The organism is Roseibium aggregatum (assembly GCF_017309185.1).
Taxonomy (GTDB): domain Bacteria; phylum Pseudomonadota; class Alphaproteobacteria; order Rhizobiales; family Stappiaceae; genus Roseibium; species Roseibium aggregatum_B.
Map to the genome: position 1 here is coordinate 1,618,714 of NZ_JAEKJZ010000001.1, position 20,200 is coordinate 1,638,913.

Here is a 20,200-nt window from a genome sequence, read left to right on the forward strand (position 1 = left end):
TGAAGGGCAAGATGAGATTGACGTAAGGAAACATTGTGGCGGGGACGGCACGAATGCGCTCACGCCTCGGCTTTCTCCGGAAAACTTTCCATGGCCCGTTCGATATTCTCCACGGTCGGTAGGCTGGCCTCGTTTCCAAGGTGCTGAATGGCGTGAGTCGAAGCGCCGCGGGCAAAACGGAAATGCATGTCCCAGCTCTTTTCGGGCCAGCGGAGGTAGGACGCGATATAGGCGCCGTGGAAAACATCGCCGGCGCCGTTTGAATCGATGACCTTGTCGAGCGGCACGTCCAGGGAAGGCATGACCTTTTCCGGACCGCCCGCTTCGTACCAGAGAATACCGTGTTCACCCAGCGTGACGGCTCCGACGGGGCAGTTCTTGGAACGCAGATATTCCAGCGTGCCACCCGGTGTTTTCCCCAATTGCTCGCAGAAGCGTTCCGAAACGACGGCGATATCGATGAAGTTCAGCAACTCGTCCGTGTTTTCTCTGATCCCGCCTCCGTCAAGCGACGTCAATATGCCCTGGCTCTTGCAGGTCGTCGCATAGTGAAGTGCTGCGTCGGGCATGTGTCCATCCACATGGAGCGCCTTCGTGCCTGCGATCGTCAGCGGTGGAAAGGGATGGAGAAAATCGTTGTCCCGGCATCTGACGATGGCGCGTTTGCCGCCTTTCGGCATGATGAAGGAGAGAGAGGATTCGCGAACCTTCCGGCCGTGGACGGAGATGCCGTAAGCGGCGGCCATGTCGAGAAACATGCGCGCAAGCCAATCGTCGGCCAGGGAGCAAAGAAGATCGGGTTTGCCGCCCAGCTTGGCGCAGCAGAAAGCGGCGGTGACGGCGTTGCCGCCGAAGCTGATCGCGTAGTCTTCCGCAATTGTCTTTTCGTCTCCCGTCGGAAGGCGGTCCGTCAAAAAAGTCACGTCGATATAGGCCTGACCGATAAACAATGCCTGCATCTCAATCTCTCCAATCCGATTTCTGACGTTCGTCGAGCCTGTTGGAAGCGGCCCGGTTGATGTTCCGGCATCTGCGAAACGCCAGTGCATTCAGTCCTTGTTTACCCAGATAAGCCATGGTCAGAAAGAGAGAAATCACGAACGGGCCTGCAATTTGTCTGACAAGTATGTTGGTTTCGCGAAGACGGTTTTGATCGCCCTTGTGCTGGCGACAACGCCTTTGTTTGCGATCAATATGATCCTGAACCAATATGCCGAGAGCCGCGCCATGACCGAAATGGAGGCCATGGGGCAGGCATCGATCCGTCGTGCCGAGGAGGCGATCAGCTCCACCGTGTCTCTGCTGCAGCGCCTGGACCGGGACGACGTCCAGACCTGCAATGCGGAAGACCGTACGATATATGAAAAGCTGATCATCGAAAGCGGCATGATCGACGCCATCGGCCTGGTGGACGCATCCGGCCAGCGCATGTGCATCATTCCCGACCGGGAACTCGCGGGCGAGATCATCTTGCCGCCTGTGCGCAGCGACGGTCCGCTTGTCGGCATCGGCATGCTGGACCGCAACTATCTCGGCGCGCGCGCCGCGGTGATCAGCTGGGACCTGAAAGACCAGACCAGGCTCTTCGCGGAAGTAACGCCCGCAGTCATTGCTTTGGATCCGGGGCCGGAGTATTTGCGCTCCTATCGGCGGTCGGAGCTTCGGCTGGGCAACAATCTGCTCTGGTACAGCGTCGGCGGATACAATTCCGAAGGCAACGATCCCGGCAACATGCTGTCCGTCGAGGTGTCTTCAGAACTCTATCCGCTTGCGGCAACGGTGACCTCGCCCGCCTCCGCCGCCGGGCATGTCGTGCAGGAACTGAAGGTCGTCGCGGCGGCCGCCTGTGCTGGGGGGGCGGTGTTGTTTGTCGCCGTCGGTATCTGGTTCTCCTGGAGACCGGAAAGCGAGGCGAACGACGAATTTGTCGCCGCCATTCGCAACGGGGAGTTCATTCCGTTTTACCAGCCCGTCATGGACATCGAGACCCTGCGGTTGCGCGGCTGCGAAGTGCTGATGCGTTGGCGCCGTCCGAACGGCATGATCGTATCGCCGGGCCAGTTCATGGCCTACGCGGAAAACAATGGTCACATCTTCGATATGACCCGGCACATGATGCGTGTTTCCTGCGACGAGGTCGGGGAACTCTATGGCGAAAACCCGGATTTCAAGCTGTCCATCAACCTGTTCGCCGGACACTTCCTGGACCGGGAGGTCATCTCCGATATCAAGTCGATCTTCGAGAAGTCGCAGATCTCCTTCCAGCAGATCGTCGTGGAGGTGACGGAACGCCATCCGCTCCAGGATATGGAACTGGCCAGGAAGATCATTGCCGAGCTTCAGGCTCTCGGCGTTCGCGTCGCGCTCGACGACGTCGGAACAGGCCATGGCGGCATGGCTTATCTGCAAAAGCTCGGTGTCGATATCATCAAGATCGACAAGATGTTCATCGATTCAATCAGCTCCGACGACAGTTCAACGACAATCGTCGACAGCATGGTCGAGCTCGCGGATAACCTCGGCATGGGCATTATCGCCGAAGGGGTGGAGCAGGAAGAACAGATCGAACGCCTGCTCGAGCTTGGCGTGACGGCGGCGCAGGGGTACTACTTTGCACCGCCCATGCCCGCGGACGAATTCATCGCCTTCGCAGAACGCACGGAAGAAGAAGCCGAGGAGCGCGCGCGCCTGGCCGCCGAAGCGGCCGCGGCCGAACAGGCGGCGTCCGAAGCCGCGCTGGCTGACGCCGCAGCCTGATTTCTCATCCTGTTTCCATTTGAGCACCTCGAGAGCCGCCGGGTTTCTCACGGTGGATGTTGCGTTGCATCAAGGTGGCGTTCGGTAATCCGAAACAGTTTGAATGCAGTTTTGTATTAGTTCTTGTCTGTACCGACTGGACGGTTTATATAGCTCGAAATCTGTACTGACTGGACGGTATAAACAAGATGACGTCGCGTACCACGCGAAACTCTCGGGATTCGAAATCGGATATCCTCGACGCCGCCGTCGAAGTCATCCGGCGCTCGGGCGCTCCCGGACTGACCATCGACGCGGTGGCGGAAGAAAGCGGCTTTTCCAAGGGCGGCGTTCTTTACAATTTTCCGACCAAGGACGCGCTCATCAAGGGGATGGTGAAACATCTCGCCGGCCAGTTCGAGGTTGAGATTGCGGCGGCGAGGGAGCGTAATCTTGCCTCTTCGTGCCCGACCTTGAGCGCGATGGTCGATGTGACCGAAGGCTGGCTCCGGGAGCATCGCGACGTTGCCCAGGCGGTGCTTGCAACCAAGGCCGACCGTCCGGAACTGAGCGAGCCCTTCGTGGAAGCCAAGCAGAGACTGAAGGCAGCAATCGAGGCGGAAACGGACAGTCTGGGCAAAGCCTGGGCAATATGGTCCTGCCTGGAGGGCCTTCATTTTTCTGAAGCCCACTGCATTTCGCTCTTTTCCGATCAAGAGCGCGCCTCGGTCTTTGCCGAGCTCCGGCAGCGACTGAAAAATGACAAGAATTAGAACGGATGACCCGATGATGGTATTTCGAAACGCACCGTTTGCGCGTTGGACCGGGGTTTTGCTGGCCGCGTCGCTTTTGGCCGCCTGCCAGGAGAGTGGACCGGACCCGTTCGCGGAAGCGGAAGCCAAGCTTCATGCCGAGCCCAGGCCGGCGAAGATCTTTGAGGTCAGCGACCAGATCGGCATGATCGAGCGCCGTTTCGCGGGGCGGGTGGCCGCTGTCCAGACCGTGGACCTGTCGTTCCAGGTGCCGGGAAAGCTGCTTGAACTGCCGGTGCTCGAAAGCCAGCAGGTCAAGAAGGGGGACGTGATCGCCAGGCTCGATACGACCGACTACGATCGGGCGGTCCGGCAGGCAACGATCAATCTCGATCAGGCAAGGCGGGAACTTGACCGCCTCGAAACCCTTCGCGACCGGTCGGTGATTTCCCAGTCGGCCTACGACGAGCAAAAAAACACTTACGACCTTGCGGCGGAGAGCCTGAAGGAAGCCAGGCAGAACCTTGAATACACGACATTGCGGGCGCCATTCGACGGCATCGTCTCTGTCAGGCTGATCGACAACTTCACCACGGTGAGCGTCGCGACGCCGGTGGTGCGGGTACATGACCTGTCCGAGGTCCAGGTCGACATCAATGTCGCCGAAGCGCTTTTCGGCCGTGTGACCGCCTCCGAGGTCGCCTCGATCGAGGCAAAGTTTCCGGCCTACGCCGACCGGCTCTTTCCGCTCGAATATCGGGAACACTCAAGCCAGGTGGATGAGGTTACCCAGACCTATCGGATCACGCTGGCAATGCCTCGGGAAGGGGTCGAACAGCTTTTCCCCGGCATGACGGCCTCCGTCATCGTCAAGCTGCAGCCGCACGGCCTCGCGCTCGGCGAGCGGTTTCTGGTGCCAAGCGCGGCAGTGGTCGCCGACGGCAACGGCAAGGCATTCGTCTGGAAATACGAGGAAGGCTCCGGAGAAGGGGGCGGCCCCGGCATCGGCAAGGTCACCAGGCAGCCGGTCGAAATCGACACTGTTATGGGAGATTTCATCCCCGTCGCGTCCGGTCTGGAGTCAGGCGATGAGATCGTGTCCGCCGGTGCCGCATACTTGAGCGACGGCCAGACCGTGCGTCGTATGAATTGATCCCAGATACGATCACACAAGAGGATCAGAGACCGTGGACATAGCACGTTATTCCATCGAAAAACCGGTCAACACCTGGATGATCGTCATCATGTCCCTGCTGGGGGGGCTATGGGGGCTTTCCACGGTCGGTCGGCTTGAGGATCCGGCTTTCACCATCAAGGAAGCGCAGGTCATCACGAGTTATGCGGGGGCAACGTCCGCCGAGGTCGAAAACGAGGTCACCGAGATTCTCGAGACGGCGATCCAGCAGATGCCGCAACTGGATCTCATCAAGTCCGTTTCGGAGCCCGGACTGTCGCGGATCGGCGTTGAAATCAAACCGACCTATGACGGAACCGAATTGCCGCAGGTCTGGGACGAATTGCGCCGCAAGGTGAACGATCAGGTCCGCAATCTTCCTGACGGTGCGGGGACACCGCTCGTTTATGACGACTTCGGCGATGTTTACGGACTTTTTTATGCCTTCACGGCCGACGGCTATACCAACAGGGACATTCGCGAAACGGTCAAGCAGATCCGCCGCGAACTGCTGACCGTCACCGGCGTCGGCAAGGTCGAGATCGCCGGCGAACCGGAGGACGTGATTTATCTGAATGTCGACCAGGACAAGATGGCCGGCCTGGGTATTTCATTCGATGACGTCATCGGCGTGCTGGACGCTGAAAACCGCATTCAGACAAATGGCTCTGGGATTTCCGGCAAGAAGCGCATCCGTCTGATGACGGCCAGCGCCTTCGACGACTACCGCGGCATTCAGGACCTCGTTATCGGCCGGGCCGGTTCGACCGCGATGATCCGCCTGTCCGACATTGCCACACTGGAACTGGGCGAACCGGAGCGGCCCACCCGCCTGATCCGCCACGACGGTCACGAAGCGGTCACGATCGGCGTCTCCCAGGTGGACGGCACCAACATTGTCGAGGTCGGGGCAAGGGTCATCGAGAAACTCGCAGAGGTCGAGGCACGCCTGCCGGTCGGAATGCAGCTTCATCCGATCTACGAACAGAACGTGGTGGTGGACGAATCCGTCAATGGGTTCATCGTCAATCTCGCCGCCTCGGTGGTTATCGTCATCGCGGTTCTTGCGCTTTTCATGGGGTGGCGGGCCTCGGTGGTGGTCGGCACCGTGCTGCTTCTGACCGTGATGGCGACCGTTCTCTTCATGCGCCTTTTCGCCATCGAAATGGAGCGAATTTCGCTCGGCGCCCTCATCATCGCCATGGGCATGCTGGTGGACAACGCCATCGTTGTGGCCGAAGGCATGATGATCAACATGCAGCGCGGCCAGAAGGCCATCGAGGCGGCAAGCCGGGTGGTCGCTCAAACCATGTGGCCGCTTCTGGGAGCCACGGTGATCGGCATCATGGCCTTTTCGGGGATCGGTCTGTCGCCGGATGCCACCGGCGAGTTCCTTTTCTCCCTGTTCGCTGTCATCGGCATCTCGCTGCTCTTGTCCTGGGTCTTTGCCGTCACCGTCACCCCTCTGTTCGGCAAGTATTTCTTCAGGACCGCGACGGGCGATCTGGAGGGGCACGATCCCTACAAGGGGTTTCTCTATGCGATTTATCGCGGATTTCTGGTCGGCGCGCTCCATGTCCGTCTGCTGACGGTCGTTGCCCTCATCGGCATTACGGTTGCCTGTGTGATGGCCTTCGGAAATGTGAAACAGGCCTTCTTTCCCGACAGCAACACACCGATTTTCTATGTCCACTACTGGACGCCACAGGGCACGGATATCCGTGAGACGGCGGCCGATCTCAAGGAGATGGAAGAAGTCGTTCTGGCGGATGAGCGGGTTGAGACCGTCAGCAGCTTTGCCGGCGGTGGCGCCACGCGATTCATGCTGACCTACGGGCCCGAGGACGCCAATCCCGCCTATGGGCACATGATCATCCGCACAAAGAGCAGAGACGTGATCGACATGCTGGCGCTCGACCTCAGACGTCAGTTCGCGGACCGGTTTCCCTCCGCCCAGGTGATCACGAAGCGGCTTGTGTTCGGACCGGGCGGCAATGCGAAGATCGAAGCCCGTTTCTCCGGTCCCGACGCCGATGTGCTCAAGCGGCTTGGCGACGAGGCCAAGGCGATCTTTTCCCTGCCGGACAACAAGCTGGCCGATGTGAACACGGACTGGCGCCAGCGCGAACTGGTCGTGCGGCCGATCTTCGACGAGGATCGTGCGCGCATTTCCGGCGTGACCCGCGAGGAATTGTCGCTTGCCCTGCGCTTCGCAACCGAGGGCGTGAATGTCGGTTCCTACCGCGATCAGGACGAGAGCATTCCGATTGTGGCTCGCAAAGCGGGGGTCGAAGGTATTTCGGTCAATGAAAGCGTCGCGGACTCACTCGTCTGGAGTTCCAGCCAGCGCGAATATGTGCCGGTGGATCAGGTGGTCGAGGAGTTCCTGATGGAACCGCAGGACACGCTGATCCATCGGCGCGACAGGGTGCGCACGTTGACGGTGAAAGCCGAAACGACAGCCGGTGAAACCGCGTCCGCGGCCCTTGCCCGCGTCCGTCCGCAGATCGAGGCGATGGAACTTCCCCAGGGATACGAGCTGGAATGGGGAGGCGAATATGAGAGCACCAACGATGCTCAGGCCTCGCTCGGGGCGCAGTTGCCACTCGGCTTTCTGGTGATGCTGATCATCTCGATCCTGCTCTTCGGATCAGTGCGCCAGCCCTTGATTATCTGGCTGATGGTGCCGATGTCGATCAACGGTGTCGCGATCGCGCTCCTTGCCACGGATACGCCGTTCGGCTTCATGTCCCTTCTCGGGTTTCTGTCCCTGTCGGGCATGCTGATCAAGAACGCCATCGTGTTGCTCGAGGAGATCGATCTTCTGATCGGGGAGGGCAGGGAGAAATACGCTGCGATCGTCGAGGCCAGCGTGTCGCGTATGCGGCCGGTGATGCTGGCGGCGATCACGACCATTCTCGGCATGGCTCCGCTGCTCTCGGATGCGTTTTTCCGGGGCATGGCCGTTACGATCATGGGCGGTCTGGCCTTCGCCACCATTTTGACCCTGATCGCGGCCCCGGTGCTCTACGCCCTGTTTTTCGGTGTACGTCCGGTAAAAAAGGCCGGGGACAAAAACAAGGATGCTTCCGCAGGCTCCGGAACGGCAACGCCGCTTCCGGCAGAGTGACGGCTTTCAGGTTCCGGCGGTTTCAGCAGCTGCCGGGACCTGGAAAGCTATTCCTGGTCAATGCCTGGGGCGGAGAACCGGATTCATTTTCTCAAGTCCGCTTCAGTACTCGATAGGGCGTCTCGAACCAGAATTCTTCCAGGTTGTCTCCATCGCCGATCCGGTCGACGACCGCAAAGAGACCGGGATCGCTCAAGGGGGTGAGAACGCCGTGCCAGGTGTTGCGGTAAAAGTTCACCCCCTGACCGGGCGCGGTGACGAAGGCGCGCGGCCGGCCGGGCTTTCCGGCCTCGTCCGGACACACGATGACGAGAAACGGTTCTTGGGTCATTGGCAGGAAAGCCTGACTGCCGAGCGGATGACGTTCGACCATTTCGAGCCGGTAGGGCAGGGTACGCTTTTCCGACAGGAACAGGCTGATACCTGCGCGGGCTTCCTCACCGGCGAAGTCGAGCGCAGCCAGATCGTGGTAGCGCCCGCATTTGCCCTGGTTGATGATTTTCGCCGGTTCGCCTCGGGCCTCCAGGACCTCGCCGAAAACGGCGAAGGTGTCCTCGGTCAGCGGTTCGATGAGGATATCGGTTGTCATCGGCGCAGCTTCATGTGGCGATTGACGTCCTTGTAAAGCAGATACCGGAATTTGCCGGGTCCGCCCGCGTAACAGGCCTGCGGACAGAAGGCGCGCAGCCACATGTAGTCGCCGGCTTCCACCTCGACCCAATCCTGATTGAGCCTGTAGACGGCTTTGCCTTCAAGAACATAAAGGCCATGTTCCATGACATGCGTCTCGGCGAAGGGAATGACCGCGCCGGGCTCGAAGGTAACGATGGTGACATGCATGTCGTGGCGCAGGTCCTGCGGGTCGACAAAGCGTGTGGTCGCCCATTTGCCGTCCGTTCCCGGCATCGGTGTCGGTGCGATTTCCTTCTCGTTGGTGACGAAGGCTTCCGGGCTGTCCAGACCCTCGACCGGTTCATAAGCCTTGCGCAGCCAGTGGAACCGGGTGGCACTGCCGCCCTGGTTCGTCAGGGTCCAATCGCATCCGGCGGGCAGATAGGCGTAACCGCCTTCTTCCATCCGGTGAGGTTTGCCGTCGATCGTCAGGTCCAGGGATCCCTCGACCACGAACAGCACCGCTTCGGCGCCGGAATCGGTTTCCGGACGGTTGCTGCCTCCTCCCGGCTGCACCTCCATGATGTATTGGGAAAAGGTCTCGGCGAAACCGGAAAGCGGCCGCGACAGCACCCAGAGGCGTGTCTTTTCCCAAAACGGCAGGAAGCTTGTAACGATGTCGCGCATCGTGCCCTTGGGAATCACCGCATAGGCGTCCGTGAAGACGGCCCGGTCCGTCAGGAGTTGCGTTTGCGGCGGGTGTCCGCCGGCAGGTGCGAAATAGGGAGGGGGTGTCATGGAGCGTTCCTGTACTGCCGCTTTGATTTTGCAACGACTTTACGAACGGCCCCAAGGGGAAGGCAACGGAAAATTCCTCTGGGCCGTCAGATGAGACACGGTCGACGGCACGGAGTGTGCCCGCTGGCGGCGCGGAAGGAAAAACCCGCCCGTGGGGTGGGCACGGGCGGGTCGGTCCACGTAGATGGGCGCTTTGCAACCGGAATTGAAAAGCGGGAAGACGCTTAGTCAGCCCCTGCCATCTCACGCTGGATGTCGGCCTTCGCGGCCTTGATGTTGTCGAGCACCCGGGGGCTAGGGGTGCCCGACGCCTGCTTCTGGGACAAAAACGCCGTCATTCGGGAGTCGATGTCCTGCAGCCGTTTCCGGCGGATGGAACGCGGCCGCAAGGCAGGTAAACTCGGATAAGGCCAAAACGGGATCATGATCGTTCTTTCTGTAACAGGTGTTGCCGGAGTTTCGCCCGTCACCAGGCGAGGCGGCTTGCGGCGTGAGTGCCTTCGATCCGATGAATCTCGTCCCGCAGCCGGAGCTTGAGTTTCTTGAGGGTCCGGAGGTGCTGGGTATCCGGATAGGGGTGCATTTGTTCCCGGCGGATCAGGTCGTTCAAAGAGTTGTGCTGATTGCGCAAGGATATCAAACGTCGATGCATGGTTTCCTCCTCTCGGGTTGGCTGCGGTTCTGACACCCCAGATATGGTGAGGAAAATTGGATAGATGAAATATATTGTTTGAATTATATTGATAGTGAAAAACTATCGATGAGGTGCTGGTCATGAGTTTCCGTCCCTCTCCGCGGCAATTGGAGTATTTCGTCACCCTTGGGGAGACGCTGCATTTCGGGAAGGCGGCGGAGCGATGTCACGTGTCCCAGCCGACATTGTCGTCACAATTCAGGCTCTTGGAGGAACAACTCGGCTGTTCGCTGGTGGAACGGGGAAGCGGCGCCGTCAGTTTGACCGCCGCAGGTGAACGTCTTTTGCCGGTCGCCCGGCAGACGCTTGAGAAGCTTGACGAAATTGTGGCATTGGCGCAGGCGGGCAGGTCAAATATGGGCGGTTTGATCAGGCTGGGCGTATCCCCCACATTCGGGCCATATTTCATGCCGTTTTTGCTGCCGCGCCTGAAACGCGAGTTTCCGGAGCTGGAGCTCTATATCCGCGAGGATCGGCCGAGTCTGTTGGAAGAGAGCCTGTCGTCTGGAAAGCTCGACTGTATCATCACACCGGACATGCCACCGAGCGGTCATCTGACGGATCGGATTCTGTGCCGGGAAAACGTCTCGCTGGCGGTTCCAAGAACGCATCCGCTCGCCGGTCTCGACGTCGTCCCCGTCTCTCTTCTCAAGGGGGAGAAGCTGCTGTCGCTCAGTCAGGGGTTCCGCCTTCACGACGACGTGCAGGCGCTTGCCAGGGCGGCAGGGGCGGAGTTTCTTCAGGACTACGAAGGAACGAGCCTGGACGCCTTGCGCCAGATGGCTTCCATCGGCATGGGCCTTGCCCTGTTTCCCGCCGCTTATATCGCTTCGGAGTTCCCGAAAGAACCGGACCTGCTCCTGAAGCGGGTTGAAGGCGCCGCGATGAAGCGAACGATTCATCTCGTCTGGCGCGCGGGAAGCTCGCGTTCGGACCACTTCGAGGAGCTTTTGGTGCACGCGCGTCAGACCCTGACGGACATGCAGGTCGAAGGACTGGAGGCAGTGGACGGCTGAGACCGGACGGCGCGCGTGAGCGGATCGATTGGCAACGGGAGCGATGAAGCGGCACTTGTCGTCGTGGCGCTCAACGCATAGACGCGGTTTGGCAGACGCGCGGCCATCACACCGACGCCACTCATCGGCAGTTTGGCGACGCGCGCGTGAGCGACGGTTTTCCGCATGGCCTTGGGGGAACAGGGCACAATGTCCTGACACGGGACAAGCTCTGCGAGCCGGGAAGGGCGGTGGCGTTGAAAACACCATTGACGGACTCGGTAATTTCATAATATTCATAAATTCGAAATTACATATACCGGAGCAAACCGATGACCTCAAGTCCTCGTCCGTTCTGGCCACCGCTCGTTGCCGGGGCCGCACTCGGGATCGCCCTGCTGATTTCCTTTCTGATCACCGGACATGGCCTTGGCGCTTCCGGCTTCGTCACCCGGCTGAGCGCGCAGATCAGCGGTTGGCTCGCGCCGGACCTGACGACGGCAAATGCCTATTTCGGGCCGTTCCTGACGGCCGGAGCACCGCTTGCATCCTGGATCACATGGGAAGTCATCGGTGTCCTGATCGGCGGATATGTCGGGGCCCGCACGGCGGGCCGGTCCCGTCTCATGGTCGAGCGCGGCCCCCAGGCTTCCGTTGGCCAGCGCTTCGCGTTCGCATTCATCGGCGGCGCCCTGGTTGGGATCGGCGGGCGTTTGGCCCGCGGCTGCACCAGCGGACTCGGCCTGTCGGGCGGCGCGACGCTTGCGGTCGCCGGCTTCGTCTTTCTCGCCGGTTTCTTCATTGCCGGCTTCGTCGTCAGCGCATTGGTCCGGAGGGCATGGCAATGAGCGTACCGTTTTACGATTCCGGCGTTGCCAGCGGCCTTTTGAGCGGCATTTTGTTCGGTTACGTCCTCGAGGCGGCCGGGTTCGGCAGCGCGCGTAAACTCACCGGCCAGTTCTCGCTGAAAGACTGGTCCGTGTTCAAGGTGATGTTCACCGCGGTTCTGGTCGCCGCCGTCGGTCTTTATCTGCTCCGCCTGGGCGGGATGATCGCGGGCAATTCGGTTTACATCCCGACCCTTTACCTCTGGGCGATGGCCGCGGGCGGACTGTTGATCGGCGCCGGATTTGCCATGGGCGGTTATTGCCCGGGCACGTCTCTGGTCGGCATCGTGTCCGGGCGCGTCGACGCGGTGGTATTCGTCGTCGGCATGATCGTCGGAACGATGGCCTTCGCCGGGGTCTATGAGCCGATCCAGGGATTTTATTTCGCGGCCAAAGGGCCTGACGCCCAGCGGTTGCCGGATCTGCTCGGCCTGCCGGAGTGGCTCATTCTGGCCGTCTTGATCGTTGTTGCGATTGCCGGGTTTGTGCTTGGCAGCAGACTTGAGCGCGCCCGAGGCGGACCGTTCACCGCCGAGGATGTCAATGGTGAAGACACGTCCAAGGCCAAAAACCAGAACACGACCTTCAACACCGAGGCAGGAATCGTCCCATGAAGAAATCTCTCCGCAAAAGTCTTCTGACGGCCGCGCTCGTTCCAGCCGCCGCCGTGGCCGTCGGCGCCGCGCAGCCCTCCTCTGTGAAGGCGCAGCCGGCAAACCCGTGTGCGCCGGTTGCCGCACCCGTCAATCCCTGTGCCCCGGCCGCCGCGCCCGCCAACCCTTGCGCCCCCGCGGCCGCTCCGGCGAAGGCTAAGGCAGATGAGGCGGCGCTGCCCAGGGACATGTTCGACACCACGACCAAGTTTCCCCAGGCGCCATACGGCAACAAGATGCCTGATCTGGTGAAGAATTATCTGCGCGCCACGCCCTACATCGGCACTGGCGGTGTTCTGGAACCGACTGGGCTGGATACCCTGGCGGGGCTCGGCTTCAAGACGATCGTGAATCTGAACACCGCCGAAGAAGGCTCGGTCACGGAAGGTCCGATGGTTGAGAAGGCCGGCATGACCTACATCAACATCGAGGTGCCGACCACGGCGCCGAACGCCGAACAGGTGGCGGAATTTGCCAGGATTGCCGAGGATCCGGCTTACTATCCGATCCTGCTGCATTGCGAATCCTCCAACCGCGTCGGTGCGATGTGGGCCCTTTACCGTGCCGCGTCCGGCATTCCGAAAGAGATCGCCATTCAGGAAGGCCGAACAGTCGGAATGAAAACCAGCCGCGAAGGGGCCGTGCGCGAACAGCTCGGCATGGAGCCGCTCTGAAATCCGACAGGTCCCGGTCGGACAGCTTGTGCATCTCGGTTGAGAGCGTGCCGCCCATTCTTCGCGGCGGCTCTTCATTTCGTTGAGGCAGAGGCGAATTCAGGCTTAGGCTCCGCACGAAAGGCATGTGACCCGTCGTCCTGAGCGCAAAGGAGCGACAATGAGTAAAACGACGCAAAAGGTCCCGTGCTTGCCTGACGTTCCGGACCTTGCCGACCTGCCGGTGGAGCGGTTGGAGGCCATGCACGACGCGGCGGCGGCCGTTCTGGCCAGCGAGCGGGAGCTCGCCGAGACGGGCTCCAGCGTCGTCATGGAGGTTCTGCGCGGGCAGGGGGACTTTCTGACCTGGGAACGCTATCCGAAAGGCGACCAATTCGATCTGGAAAACCACAGCCACTACTTCTATCACGCTCATGCGCCGGAAGAGATGGCCGAGGACGAGAACGGGCATTTCCACCTCTTCGTCCGGCCGGCGGGTGTGAACAGGCGGATGGACCCGTGGCGGCTTCCCGGTGCGACCGTTCCCGAAGAGCCGGGTGATCGCTTCGTGCATATCGGAGCCATCAGCGTCGATAGTTACGGCCGCCTGATCCGCATCTTCGCGACAAACCGCTGGGTTACCAACGAAACCCTTTACCGCTCCGAAGACGTGATCCCCCTGCTTGAGCGTTTCCGCGTCGAGACCGGCGAGCCCAGCCAGGTTCTGAACGACTGGCTCACCAATCTGGTCATTCTCTATCGTCCGCAGCTTGAAGCGCTATTGAGGCAACGCGACGTGACCCTGCAGACCTGGATGAGCGAGTATCCGGACAAGGACGTTCTCGAAGACCGGACTTTGCAGAACACCGGCGAGGTCTTCGTCAATCACGCCGGCCAGATCGCCGCGATCGAGGCGGCACTCGGGATATAGTGCCTGTTTTGAATCAACTGTCTTGACCGCTGAGAGGTCAACGGCACCGGTACATGATCATGGTGTCGCCGCTGGTTGGATCGACCAACGAAACCTGATTGGGCCGCCGTTCCAGAACTCGGGCCCGGCTGACTTTGCTTTTGCCCGTTTCGCTCGTGATCAGATAACCGTTCTCAACACGCCAGTTTCCAACCGGGTGTGCTTCGCCGCCAGGCAACACCATGTAAAGCTCGCCCGTGTCGGCAAATCTCATTCTAGCAACGGAAATAATGGTTTCCACGGCTTTGCCGATGCCTTCCGCAACCGCGTCGCCGACCGATCCGGGAGCAATGTCAGAGGGGCCGGTTTCGGGAGGTGGCAGAGAGCCGGTGCAGGCATTTCGCGAAAGCCCCCAGGTTCCGGCGAAATAGGAGGGGTCGACGGGGCCGGACGGCGTTTCTGGAGCGGATGCCCCATCGGCCGAGGGTCTGGTGTCTTTTGCCCCCGTTTTCACGCCCGAGACGCAACATTGCGCGTTACGTGGATTTGGAACGCGCGACTTGAGCCAGCATTTCGCCTGGCTTCCCTGGTGACCGGGGACGACATAGGTCCAGGCGCGGCATTGCTCCTCCTGCTCACACTGCTTCTGGCAAAGGGCCGGTTCGGGCCGCGGCAGCCAGAAGCTCCGGTAGTCGCCCCCCATCCGGTCAACCCCGACCTCGAATGTGCCTGCGCCCGCTTGTTCGGTGTGGCCTTGAACCTTTGCAAGCGCTTCATTGATCCTCGTTACGTAACGCTCGCAGCGGGTATTGGCTTTCGCGGCCTCCAATCTGGTAAGTGCTGTGCTGAAATCCTTTTGGCCGAACAGCCGGTTGGCTTCCGAAAAGAGAATTTTGGTCCGGGCTTCCCGCGTGCTTGCGGCACCGATTTTTGCAGCGAGGGATTTGACGCTGTCTTTGTGATCGGGGCACTGGCTGTTTCGCCTTGCGTCGTCGAGCCGGGCCTGGGCTTCTTTAAAGTCGCACATGCCGATCAGCCGGTCGGCATCGCTGAGAAGAGTGGCCGTTCTTGCCGCGTGGCTCGATGCGGCCGCGATCTTTTGCAGGGAGTCCGCGATTTTCGTGCGGTACCGCTCGCAGCCGGTGTTGCGGGCAGCCTCCGAGAGCTTTGCCTGTGCGCCGCTGAAGTCGCAGGCGCGGTAAAGTGCGTTGGCCCTGTTGAACAGGTCCCTGGTCTTCTCCTCACGCTGAAAAGCGCTGCCGTAGAGACGTGTAAACGGTGCACGCGCCGTGTCGGTGTCGATGGCGGCGATCAGGCTGTTGGCCTGCTCGAACCGGCAGCTGCCGAGCGCTGCTTCGATCTGCGCGCGCGTGCCCGCGGGCACGACGTAGTCGCTATAGACGGTCAGCGTGACCGTTTGCCCCGGCTCGACCGCCGTGCCCGGGCGGGGCGCTTGTGTCAGGACTGTCTTCTCCAGCGCGCCGGAAGGCGCCGGATCGCCCGGTCTGATCGCCACCTTCAACTGCTTTTCGCCTAGAGCGCGGCGCGCAATGCCTAAGGTTTGACCGGTGAAGTCGGCCAGGACAACCGTCTCAAGGGCCGGAGAACGGCCCCGGCAGCCATCGATGGCGGTCCCGGCCAGCTTCGCCGTGACGAAGTCGCGCAACGAACAGTGGTTCAACGATGGCAGGTCGGGGTACCGGGTCCAGAGATACATGTCGTAGTCGAGCCCACCGGTGTTGTCCGGCTTGGCGTTGAGGGTGATGGTCCCGGTCGGCGTTGACCCGTAGATCTGCGCCCAGTTCGAGTACTTCAGCCGATAGCCGGGTTTGGCGTTGTCCGGCGGCTCTGCAAGGGCAATCCATTCCCGGACCAGCGGCAGGATCCGGCCGAGGTCCCCTGCGCCATCCGCCTGCGCAACGCCATCGGCACCGGGGAGCGTGAAATTGGGTTTCAGGTCGCCAACCGACATTCCGACCGCCCCGTCCAGGCCGACCCCGCCGCCGGTCGCGGTGTCGCCGTCTTCGATGATCTGGACGATAACCGGACCGGCTTTGAGGGGACTTTCGGTCTCAATTGTGATGACCGAACCGTCGGTGGCGGTCACGGTGGCAAGGCCGGAAGCGGTCGATGCGCCGAGGATCTCGTTTTGCGCTACGGTCAGCCGGGCATTCGTGCCGGGCACAGGTTCCTCCGCTATGAGGATCTGCGCCTGACCGGAGCCGGCCGATATCACGACGCCGGAAAGGCTTTGCGCCAGGGCGGACGGGCTGCAAACCAGCAGCCCGAGGACGAAGAGGAGGCGTAGGATCGGTTTCAACGGCAAGCCGCCTTTTTCAGTTCCATGAAGGAAGGCCCCCTTTGCTCATCGCGTCTCCAGGTATCCTCAAGCCGCGCCCGGTCGATTTCCGGAGCCGGTCCCAGGACAAACTCGATCCGGGGGCCGCTGGCCCAGAATGTCGGCAGCTTCGCCTGACCCGGTATGGCCGGTATCTGGGCTTCGCAAGGGTCTCTGGTGAGAGCGTCCTTCACATTGGCGAGAAGTTCGTTCAAGGAGGCTTCGGTCGGCGGCTCCTTTAGCGTCACGAGCACATCGTGATGGCCCTTGGTGAAATTGCTGGCGCCGCCGTAATGCGGGATGAAACCGCTTCCGGTGACACGATAGACGACCTGAAGGTTTTGCGACGCGGGCCGCGCGGCGGGAGCGACGCCGCATTCGGGGCGCTGCAGTTTACGCGAAAGCGCGAGCAGAAGGTCGTTCCGGCTGCTGACACCTTTCAGGGAAGCGCAAGGCAGATCGGAGAGTAGGGCATGCGCTTTCCACAGGGTATCGGTCGCCTTGGGCTTGTCGCAGGCCGCAACCTCCTTGCCCAGAACGCCGATAACGTCGTCCAGGTCGGCCAAAGCGCCGGAGAAATTATCGATATCCGCGATAATCTGCCTTTCGCGTTCACCGCTTAGGCAGGACATCATGTTCGCGGCGGTGCCGAAGCTCTCTCTGACGGCTGTTTGGTATCTCTCGTGCAACTGGCGGAAGCCATGTGAGGAACAGGCGCGTCCGGAGCGTAACGTGTATTGGGCCCAGGACAGGAAATCGGACCATTTCCGGTAAGGGTAGTCGACTTCGAACTGGATCCCGGACACCACGGAATTGGCCACGGGTATGGAACAGCCCTGTCCCAGAAGGCTTGCTTTCAGGTCGCGGATCCGATGGTTCATCTCTTCGGCCGGACTGTCGGACAGCGGGCTGATCAGCGCATTGGGAGCAAGCAGTATTCCGCACTTCCGGATATTGGCGCGGGCCAGTGCCTCAAGCTCTTTGGCCCGTTTCAGAAACGGTGCGAGCTCCCTTGCACGGGCCTGGAACTTCTCCTTGAACGCGGCCTCCTTCTTCAGAAAGTCGGAATAGGCCAAATGCGCGCGCTCGTAGTCGCGTTGAAAACGCGCCCATTTCTGGAAATGGGTGACGTGGGACTTGCGTTGGCCGGCCATGTCGTGGCCTTCCAGCAGATAGGTCTTGTCGCGGATCGACATCGTATCGAAAGACTGCGAGCCGGCCGTGATCTGGCAGTAAGTCAGGTGACGGTAATGCTCCATGGAGATCCTGGCGTCGGCGACGGCGGTCGTCAGAGACGCCCGGCGCGTGGCCCAGATGACTTGTGCGTCGCCCAGATTGCATTGCCGCAGAAGCTCATCCGTTCCGCCGAGCGGCCGGTCCGGATCCCAGTAGGTCTGCAACTGCTCGATGGTCTCGGTCGGGTTCATCACCGCGTTGGCGACGGCGGCCGTCAGACCGGTTTTGATCTTGTCCGTCGAGACGGAACGCGCATAGGCAGCCGGGTCCGCGGCGACCTTGTCCGCTTCCATCAGCCAGTCACCGATGCTGAGCGAGGTGTTGTCGCCGTCGTTGCCGCTGAAATCGATCACCAGGAATTCCGGTATGACATCGGGGCCGCCGGTCGCCAGTTTGCCGGCGAGTTTCGCCAGTTTCTGGTATTCGTCATAGGTCGCCTTGACGCCGTCGATGACCCCCATTGCCGTGCGTTGTTCCTGCGGCGACAGATTGGTGGACTGGACGACGCTTTTCGCCATGCAGGCAATGGATCCCTGCAACGCGCCGGTTATCCGATCGACAGGTTCGGAAAAATCGAGCTGCTCGGTCAGATTTTCAAAGCAGTCGGCCGCGCCGGTCATGACGCCGGGACCGATCTTTCCGTCGGTAGCCACCTTGCACTTCTTCAAGGTCTCCGCGACCGAAGGCGAAATGCACTGCTCGACCAATGCCGAGGGAAATTTCCAGAAGGCGTCCAGCATCGTCGGGCAGACGCCTCCGACGTCGGGCCGGGGCCCTAGGTCCGGGCGCAGGTTATCCGGCGCTTCCGCCGCTTGTGTCATTGCGGCGTTCAGTTGGTCGACCGTCAGATAGGTGTAGGGAATGCCGAAAGGGCTGGTGGCTTTGGCCGGCACGGCTGAGAGCAAGATTATCACAGCGCACGCGACCAGGCGGTCGAAAGGCAACCGGATCGTTTTCATCAGTCCAACTCTCCCAGGCCTTCCTCTATAGAGGGCAATGTCTCCGATGACGGTGCAGCCGTCTGCGGCTCCACGGCAACGGGAGCTTCGACGGTCTCAGTCCGGTCGAGCCCGGTTTCAACGGAGGAGGCGGGAGGCTCGGCGAGAAATTCCGCCGCGACCCAACCGCAATAACGATGGGTGCAAACGCGTGCCCACTGGTCGCCGTTGTGGTCGGTTTGCCGTTGCCGGACAACAACTGTATCGTCCATGATCACCGACCCGAGCCGTTGGCTCCGGACGCTTGCGCGGGGAAAGACATTGAGTTCGGGAATGTTGACCCGCATCTCCCGGTTCTCGGTGTCGTTGTCAGATACTCTTGCATCGCTGTCTTCAAGCGCCCAGGAAAGAGCTTCCATCGCCTTTTTCGTTTGCGAACCGAAACTTCCGTCGATCGCTCCGTCGTAAAAGCCTTCCTCCTTCAATATCTGTTGGAAATCCGAACGGAAGCGCGCACCCCAGGGGCGTGTTTCGGAGGCCAGTTGGGCCGGGCTGATCCGGTAGCCATCCTGTATGGCCCGGAACAGATGCTCGGCGGACGCGCGATCGTCACGCTCGACAACGAGGCTCTTCCGGTAAATCTGGGCGAGACGGTAATGGGCGTAGGCGCTGCCGTGATCGGCTGCCTTCCGGTACCAGTGAAAGGCTTTCTGCAGGTCTTTTCGTACGCCTCGGCCCTTTTCGTGAATGAGGGCAAGTTCCAGAGCGGCTTCCCAGTCACCTTTTTTGGATGCCTTTTCCAACCACCGGATCGCACTGGACGTGCTTTGCTGAACGCCGTCGCCTTCCAGATACGCAAACGCGAGAAGATACATGGCGTCGACATCGCCGTTTTCAGCTCCCTTGAGGAGCCATCCGGCTCCGCGATCGGGATCCTTTGGAACCTCCTTGTCTTCCATGAACGCGATGCCGAGGAGTGTCATTGCCTGTGCGGAACCACGCGCGGCTGCCTTTGTGAGCCAGTCAATTCCCTTGCCCGTGTCGAGCGGAAATTCGACACCGGTCAGGTAACGCTGCCCGATTCTGGTCATGGCTGCCGGATAGCCGCCATTCGCCGCAGCCAGAAGATGCTCCGATGCTTCGCTTGACCCTGCTTTTTCCAGTGCCCGCCCGAGCTGATAGCGGAACCGGAGTTCTTCCGGAAAAGCTGCCACGGCTGTACGGCAGGCTGGAACCGCACGGGCAGTATCGATCCAGTCGTAGTCGACCCCCACGGTCACCCTTTTTGCATCGAGCGGATGCGTTGCAAGCCTGTCGCAGTCCTGAACGGGTGCTGTTTTCTTCGAACCCGGCGCGGCGGCAGTCGTCAAACCGGAGGAGGACGGCACTGTACCGGGTGACTGTCCGGAGAGCTGTCCGGCGGCCGACCCTTGCAACTTGTTCAATCTGAGACGCGCGAGCGGTGCGAACTGGCCGTTCGGATAGGCGCTCAGGTAAGCTTCCAGCTCAGCCCGGTCGCTGCTGTCGCGTACGCTTTCCCAAAAAGTGATCTCCCCGGAGCCGGATTGCGCGACCGCGGAAAGAGGAACGCCTCCCACCAAAAGAAGTCCGACAAGAAAAGCGCCTAACCGGTGCATCTTTACCCCCCAATTCACTCCCCGCCTGGATTTTTACACAAAGGGTTTCCCGTGGTT

General features: G+C 60.9%; 17 protein-coding genes. 9 read left to right on the forward strand and 8 right to left on the reverse strand.

Going from position 1 to position 20,200, the window contains the following annotated elements; translation table 11 throughout:
* Nucleotides 1-59: 59 nt before the first annotated feature.
* The gene (locus JF539_RS06955) at nucleotides 60-959 is read right to left on the reverse strand and encodes a sugar kinase (protein ID WP_207139590.1); all 900 of its coding nucleotides are present in this window, start codon (nucleotides 957-959) and stop codon (nucleotides 60-62) included.
* A 154-nt stretch (nucleotides 960-1,113) separates the two neighbouring features.
* Between JF539_RS06955 and JF539_RS06960 the strand changes: the two genes are divergently transcribed.
* From JF539_RS06960 to JF539_RS06975, 4 genes are all read left to right on the forward strand, one after another.
* Nucleotides 1,114-2,757 carry an EAL domain-containing protein gene (locus tag JF539_RS06960; protein ID WP_207139591.1) on the forward strand — a complete coding sequence of 548 codons (1,644 nt, stop codon included), beginning with the start codon at nucleotides 1,114-1,116 and terminating at the stop codon, nucleotides 2,755-2,757.
* 188 nt (nucleotides 2,758-2,945) lie between these two features.
* Nucleotides 2,946-3,509: a TetR/AcrR family transcriptional regulator gene (locus JF539_RS06965; protein ID WP_207139592.1), complete on the forward strand. Its 564-nt coding sequence runs from the start codon at nucleotides 2,946-2,948 to the stop codon at nucleotides 3,507-3,509.
* A gap of 13 nt (nucleotides 3,510-3,522) precedes the next feature.
* A complete protein-coding gene (locus JF539_RS06970) occupies nucleotides 3,523-4,641 on the forward strand; it encodes an efflux RND transporter periplasmic adaptor subunit (protein ID WP_207139593.1) in 1,119 nt (372 codons plus the stop codon).
* Nucleotides 4,642-4,675: 34 nt separating this feature from the next.
* A complete protein-coding gene (locus JF539_RS06975) occupies nucleotides 4,676-7,792 on the forward strand; it encodes an efflux RND transporter permease subunit (RefSeq protein ID WP_328809209.1) in 3,117 nt (1,038 codons plus the stop codon).
* A gap of 91 nt (nucleotides 7,793-7,883) precedes the next feature.
* Here JF539_RS06975 and JF539_RS06980 read toward each other — a convergent pair whose 3' ends face one another.
* The 4 genes from JF539_RS06980 to JF539_RS06995 all read right to left on the reverse strand — a co-directional run bounded on the left by JF539_RS06980 (nucleotide 7,884) and on the right by JF539_RS06995 (nucleotide 9,854).
* A complete protein-coding gene (locus JF539_RS06980) occupies nucleotides 7,884-8,381 on the reverse strand; it encodes an ureidoglycolate lyase (RefSeq protein WP_207139594.1) in 498 nt (165 codons plus the stop codon).
* The gene (locus JF539_RS06985) at nucleotides 8,378-9,202 is read right to left on the reverse strand and encodes a bifunctional allantoicase/(S)-ureidoglycine aminohydrolase (RefSeq protein ID WP_207139595.1); all 825 of its coding nucleotides are present in this window, start codon (nucleotides 9,200-9,202) and stop codon (nucleotides 8,378-8,380) included. Before JF539_RS06985 ends, JF539_RS06980 begins: the two co-directional genes overlap by 4 nt.
* 224 nt (nucleotides 9,203-9,426) lie before the next feature.
* Entirely contained in the window at nucleotides 9,427-9,627 is a 201-nt protein-coding gene (locus tag JF539_RS06990; protein ID WP_207139596.1) for a hypothetical protein, read from the reverse strand.
* A gap of 41 nt (nucleotides 9,628-9,668) precedes the next feature.
* On the reverse strand, nucleotides 9,669-9,854 hold the full coding sequence (locus JF539_RS06995; RefSeq protein ID WP_207139597.1) for a YdcH family protein: 186 nt from the start codon (nucleotides 9,852-9,854) through the stop codon (nucleotides 9,669-9,671).
* 122 nt (nucleotides 9,855-9,976) lie between these two features.
* On the opposite strand from JF539_RS06995, the gene JF539_RS07000 reads away from it, so the two are divergent.
* The 5 genes from JF539_RS07000 to JF539_RS07020 all read left to right on the forward strand — a co-directional run bounded on the left by JF539_RS07000 (nucleotide 9,977) and on the right by JF539_RS07020 (nucleotide 14,015).
* Nucleotides 9,977-10,912 (forward strand): LysR substrate-binding domain-containing protein, encoded by a 936-nt coding sequence (locus JF539_RS07000; RefSeq protein WP_207139598.1) that lies wholly within the window; start codon nucleotides 9,977-9,979, stop codon nucleotides 10,910-10,912.
* A 311-nt stretch (nucleotides 10,913-11,223) separates the two neighbouring features.
* Nucleotides 11,224-11,739: a YeeE/YedE thiosulfate transporter family protein gene (locus JF539_RS07005; RefSeq protein ID WP_207139599.1), complete on the forward strand. Its 516-nt coding sequence runs from the start codon at nucleotides 11,224-11,226 to the stop codon at nucleotides 11,737-11,739.
* Nucleotides 11,736-12,392 carry a DUF6691 family protein gene (locus tag JF539_RS07010; protein ID WP_207139600.1) on the forward strand — a complete coding sequence of 219 codons (657 nt, stop codon included), beginning with the start codon at nucleotides 11,736-11,738 and terminating at the stop codon, nucleotides 12,390-12,392. Before JF539_RS07005 ends, JF539_RS07010 begins: the two co-directional genes overlap by 4 nt.
* Entirely contained in the window at nucleotides 12,389-13,105 is a 717-nt protein-coding gene (locus JF539_RS07015) for a fused DSP-PTPase phosphatase/NAD kinase-like protein (RefSeq protein WP_207139601.1), read from the forward strand. The genes JF539_RS07010 and JF539_RS07015 overlap by 4 nt, the downstream gene beginning before the upstream one ends.
* A 160-nt stretch (nucleotides 13,106-13,265) precedes the next feature.
* Entirely contained in the window at nucleotides 13,266-14,015 is a 750-nt protein-coding gene (locus tag JF539_RS07020; RefSeq protein ID WP_207139602.1) for a DUF6969 family protein, read from the forward strand.
* A 37-nt stretch (nucleotides 14,016-14,052) separates the two neighbouring features.
* On the opposite strand, the gene JF539_RS07025 is transcribed toward JF539_RS07020, so the two are convergent.
* From JF539_RS07025 to JF539_RS07035, 3 genes are read right to left on the reverse strand one after another with little or no spacing between them, the layout of a single operon-like run.
* Nucleotides 14,053-16,314: a PAN domain-containing protein gene (locus tag JF539_RS07025; RefSeq protein WP_207139603.1), complete on the reverse strand. Its 2,262-nt coding sequence runs from the start codon at nucleotides 16,312-16,314 to the stop codon at nucleotides 14,053-14,055.
* Nucleotides 16,311-18,527, reverse strand: a complete 2,217-nt coding sequence (locus JF539_RS07030; RefSeq protein WP_207139604.1) for a hypothetical protein — start codon at nucleotides 18,525-18,527, stop codon at nucleotides 16,311-16,313. The genes JF539_RS07025 and JF539_RS07030 overlap by 4 nt, the downstream gene beginning before the upstream one ends.
* Nucleotides 18,527-20,143 carry an SEL1-like repeat protein gene (locus tag JF539_RS07035; RefSeq protein WP_207139605.1) on the reverse strand — a complete coding sequence of 539 codons (1,617 nt, stop codon included), beginning with the start codon at nucleotides 20,141-20,143 and terminating at the stop codon, nucleotides 18,527-18,529. The genes JF539_RS07030 and JF539_RS07035 overlap by 1 nt, the downstream gene beginning before the upstream one ends.
* Nucleotides 20,144-20,200 lie beyond the last annotated feature (57 nt).

Coding starts and splice junctions, on each gene's coding strand:
- JF539_RS06970 (WP_207139593.1), top strand. CDS start 3,523: ATGATGGTATTTCGAAACGCACCGTTTGCGCGTTGGACCGGGGTTTTG.
- JF539_RS06985 (WP_207139595.1), bottom strand. CDS start 9,202: ATGACACCCCCTCCCTATTTCGCACCTGCCGGCGGACACCCGCCGCAA.
- JF539_RS07035 (WP_207139605.1), bottom strand. CDS start 20,143: ATGCACCGGTTAGGCGCTTTTCTTGTCGGACTTCTTTTGGTGGGAGGC.
- JF539_RS06965 (WP_207139592.1), top strand. CDS start 2,946: ATGACGTCGCGTACCACGCGAAACTCTCGGGATTCGAAATCGGATATC.
- JF539_RS07010 (WP_207139600.1), top strand. CDS start 11,736: ATGAGCGTACCGTTTTACGATTCCGGCGTTGCCAGCGGCCTTTTGAGC.
- JF539_RS07015 (WP_207139601.1), top strand. CDS start 12,389: ATGAAGAAATCTCTCCGCAAAAGTCTTCTGACGGCCGCGCTCGTTCCA.
- JF539_RS06990 (WP_207139596.1), bottom strand. CDS start 9,627: ATGATCCCGTTTTGGCCTTATCCGAGTTTACCTGCCTTGCGGCCGCGT.
- JF539_RS07005 (WP_207139599.1), top strand. CDS start 11,224: ATGACCTCAAGTCCTCGTCCGTTCTGGCCACCGCTCGTTGCCGGGGCC.
- JF539_RS07020 (WP_207139602.1), top strand. CDS start 13,266: ATGAGTAAAACGACGCAAAAGGTCCCGTGCTTGCCTGACGTTCCGGAC.
- JF539_RS07000 (WP_207139598.1), top strand. CDS start 9,977: ATGAGTTTCCGTCCCTCTCCGCGGCAATTGGAGTATTTCGTCACCCTT.
- JF539_RS06995 (WP_207139597.1), bottom strand. CDS start 9,854: ATGCATCGACGTTTGATATCCTTGCGCAATCAGCACAACTCTTTGAAC.
- JF539_RS06980 (WP_207139594.1), bottom strand. CDS start 8,381: ATGACAACCGATATCCTCATCGAACCGCTGACCGAGGACACCTTCGCC.
- JF539_RS07030 (WP_207139604.1), bottom strand. CDS start 18,527: ATGAAAACGATCCGGTTGCCTTTCGACCGCCTGGTCGCGTGCGCTGTG.
- JF539_RS06955 (WP_207139590.1), bottom strand. CDS start 959: ATGCAGGCATTGTTTATCGGTCAGGCCTATATCGACGTGACTTTTTTG.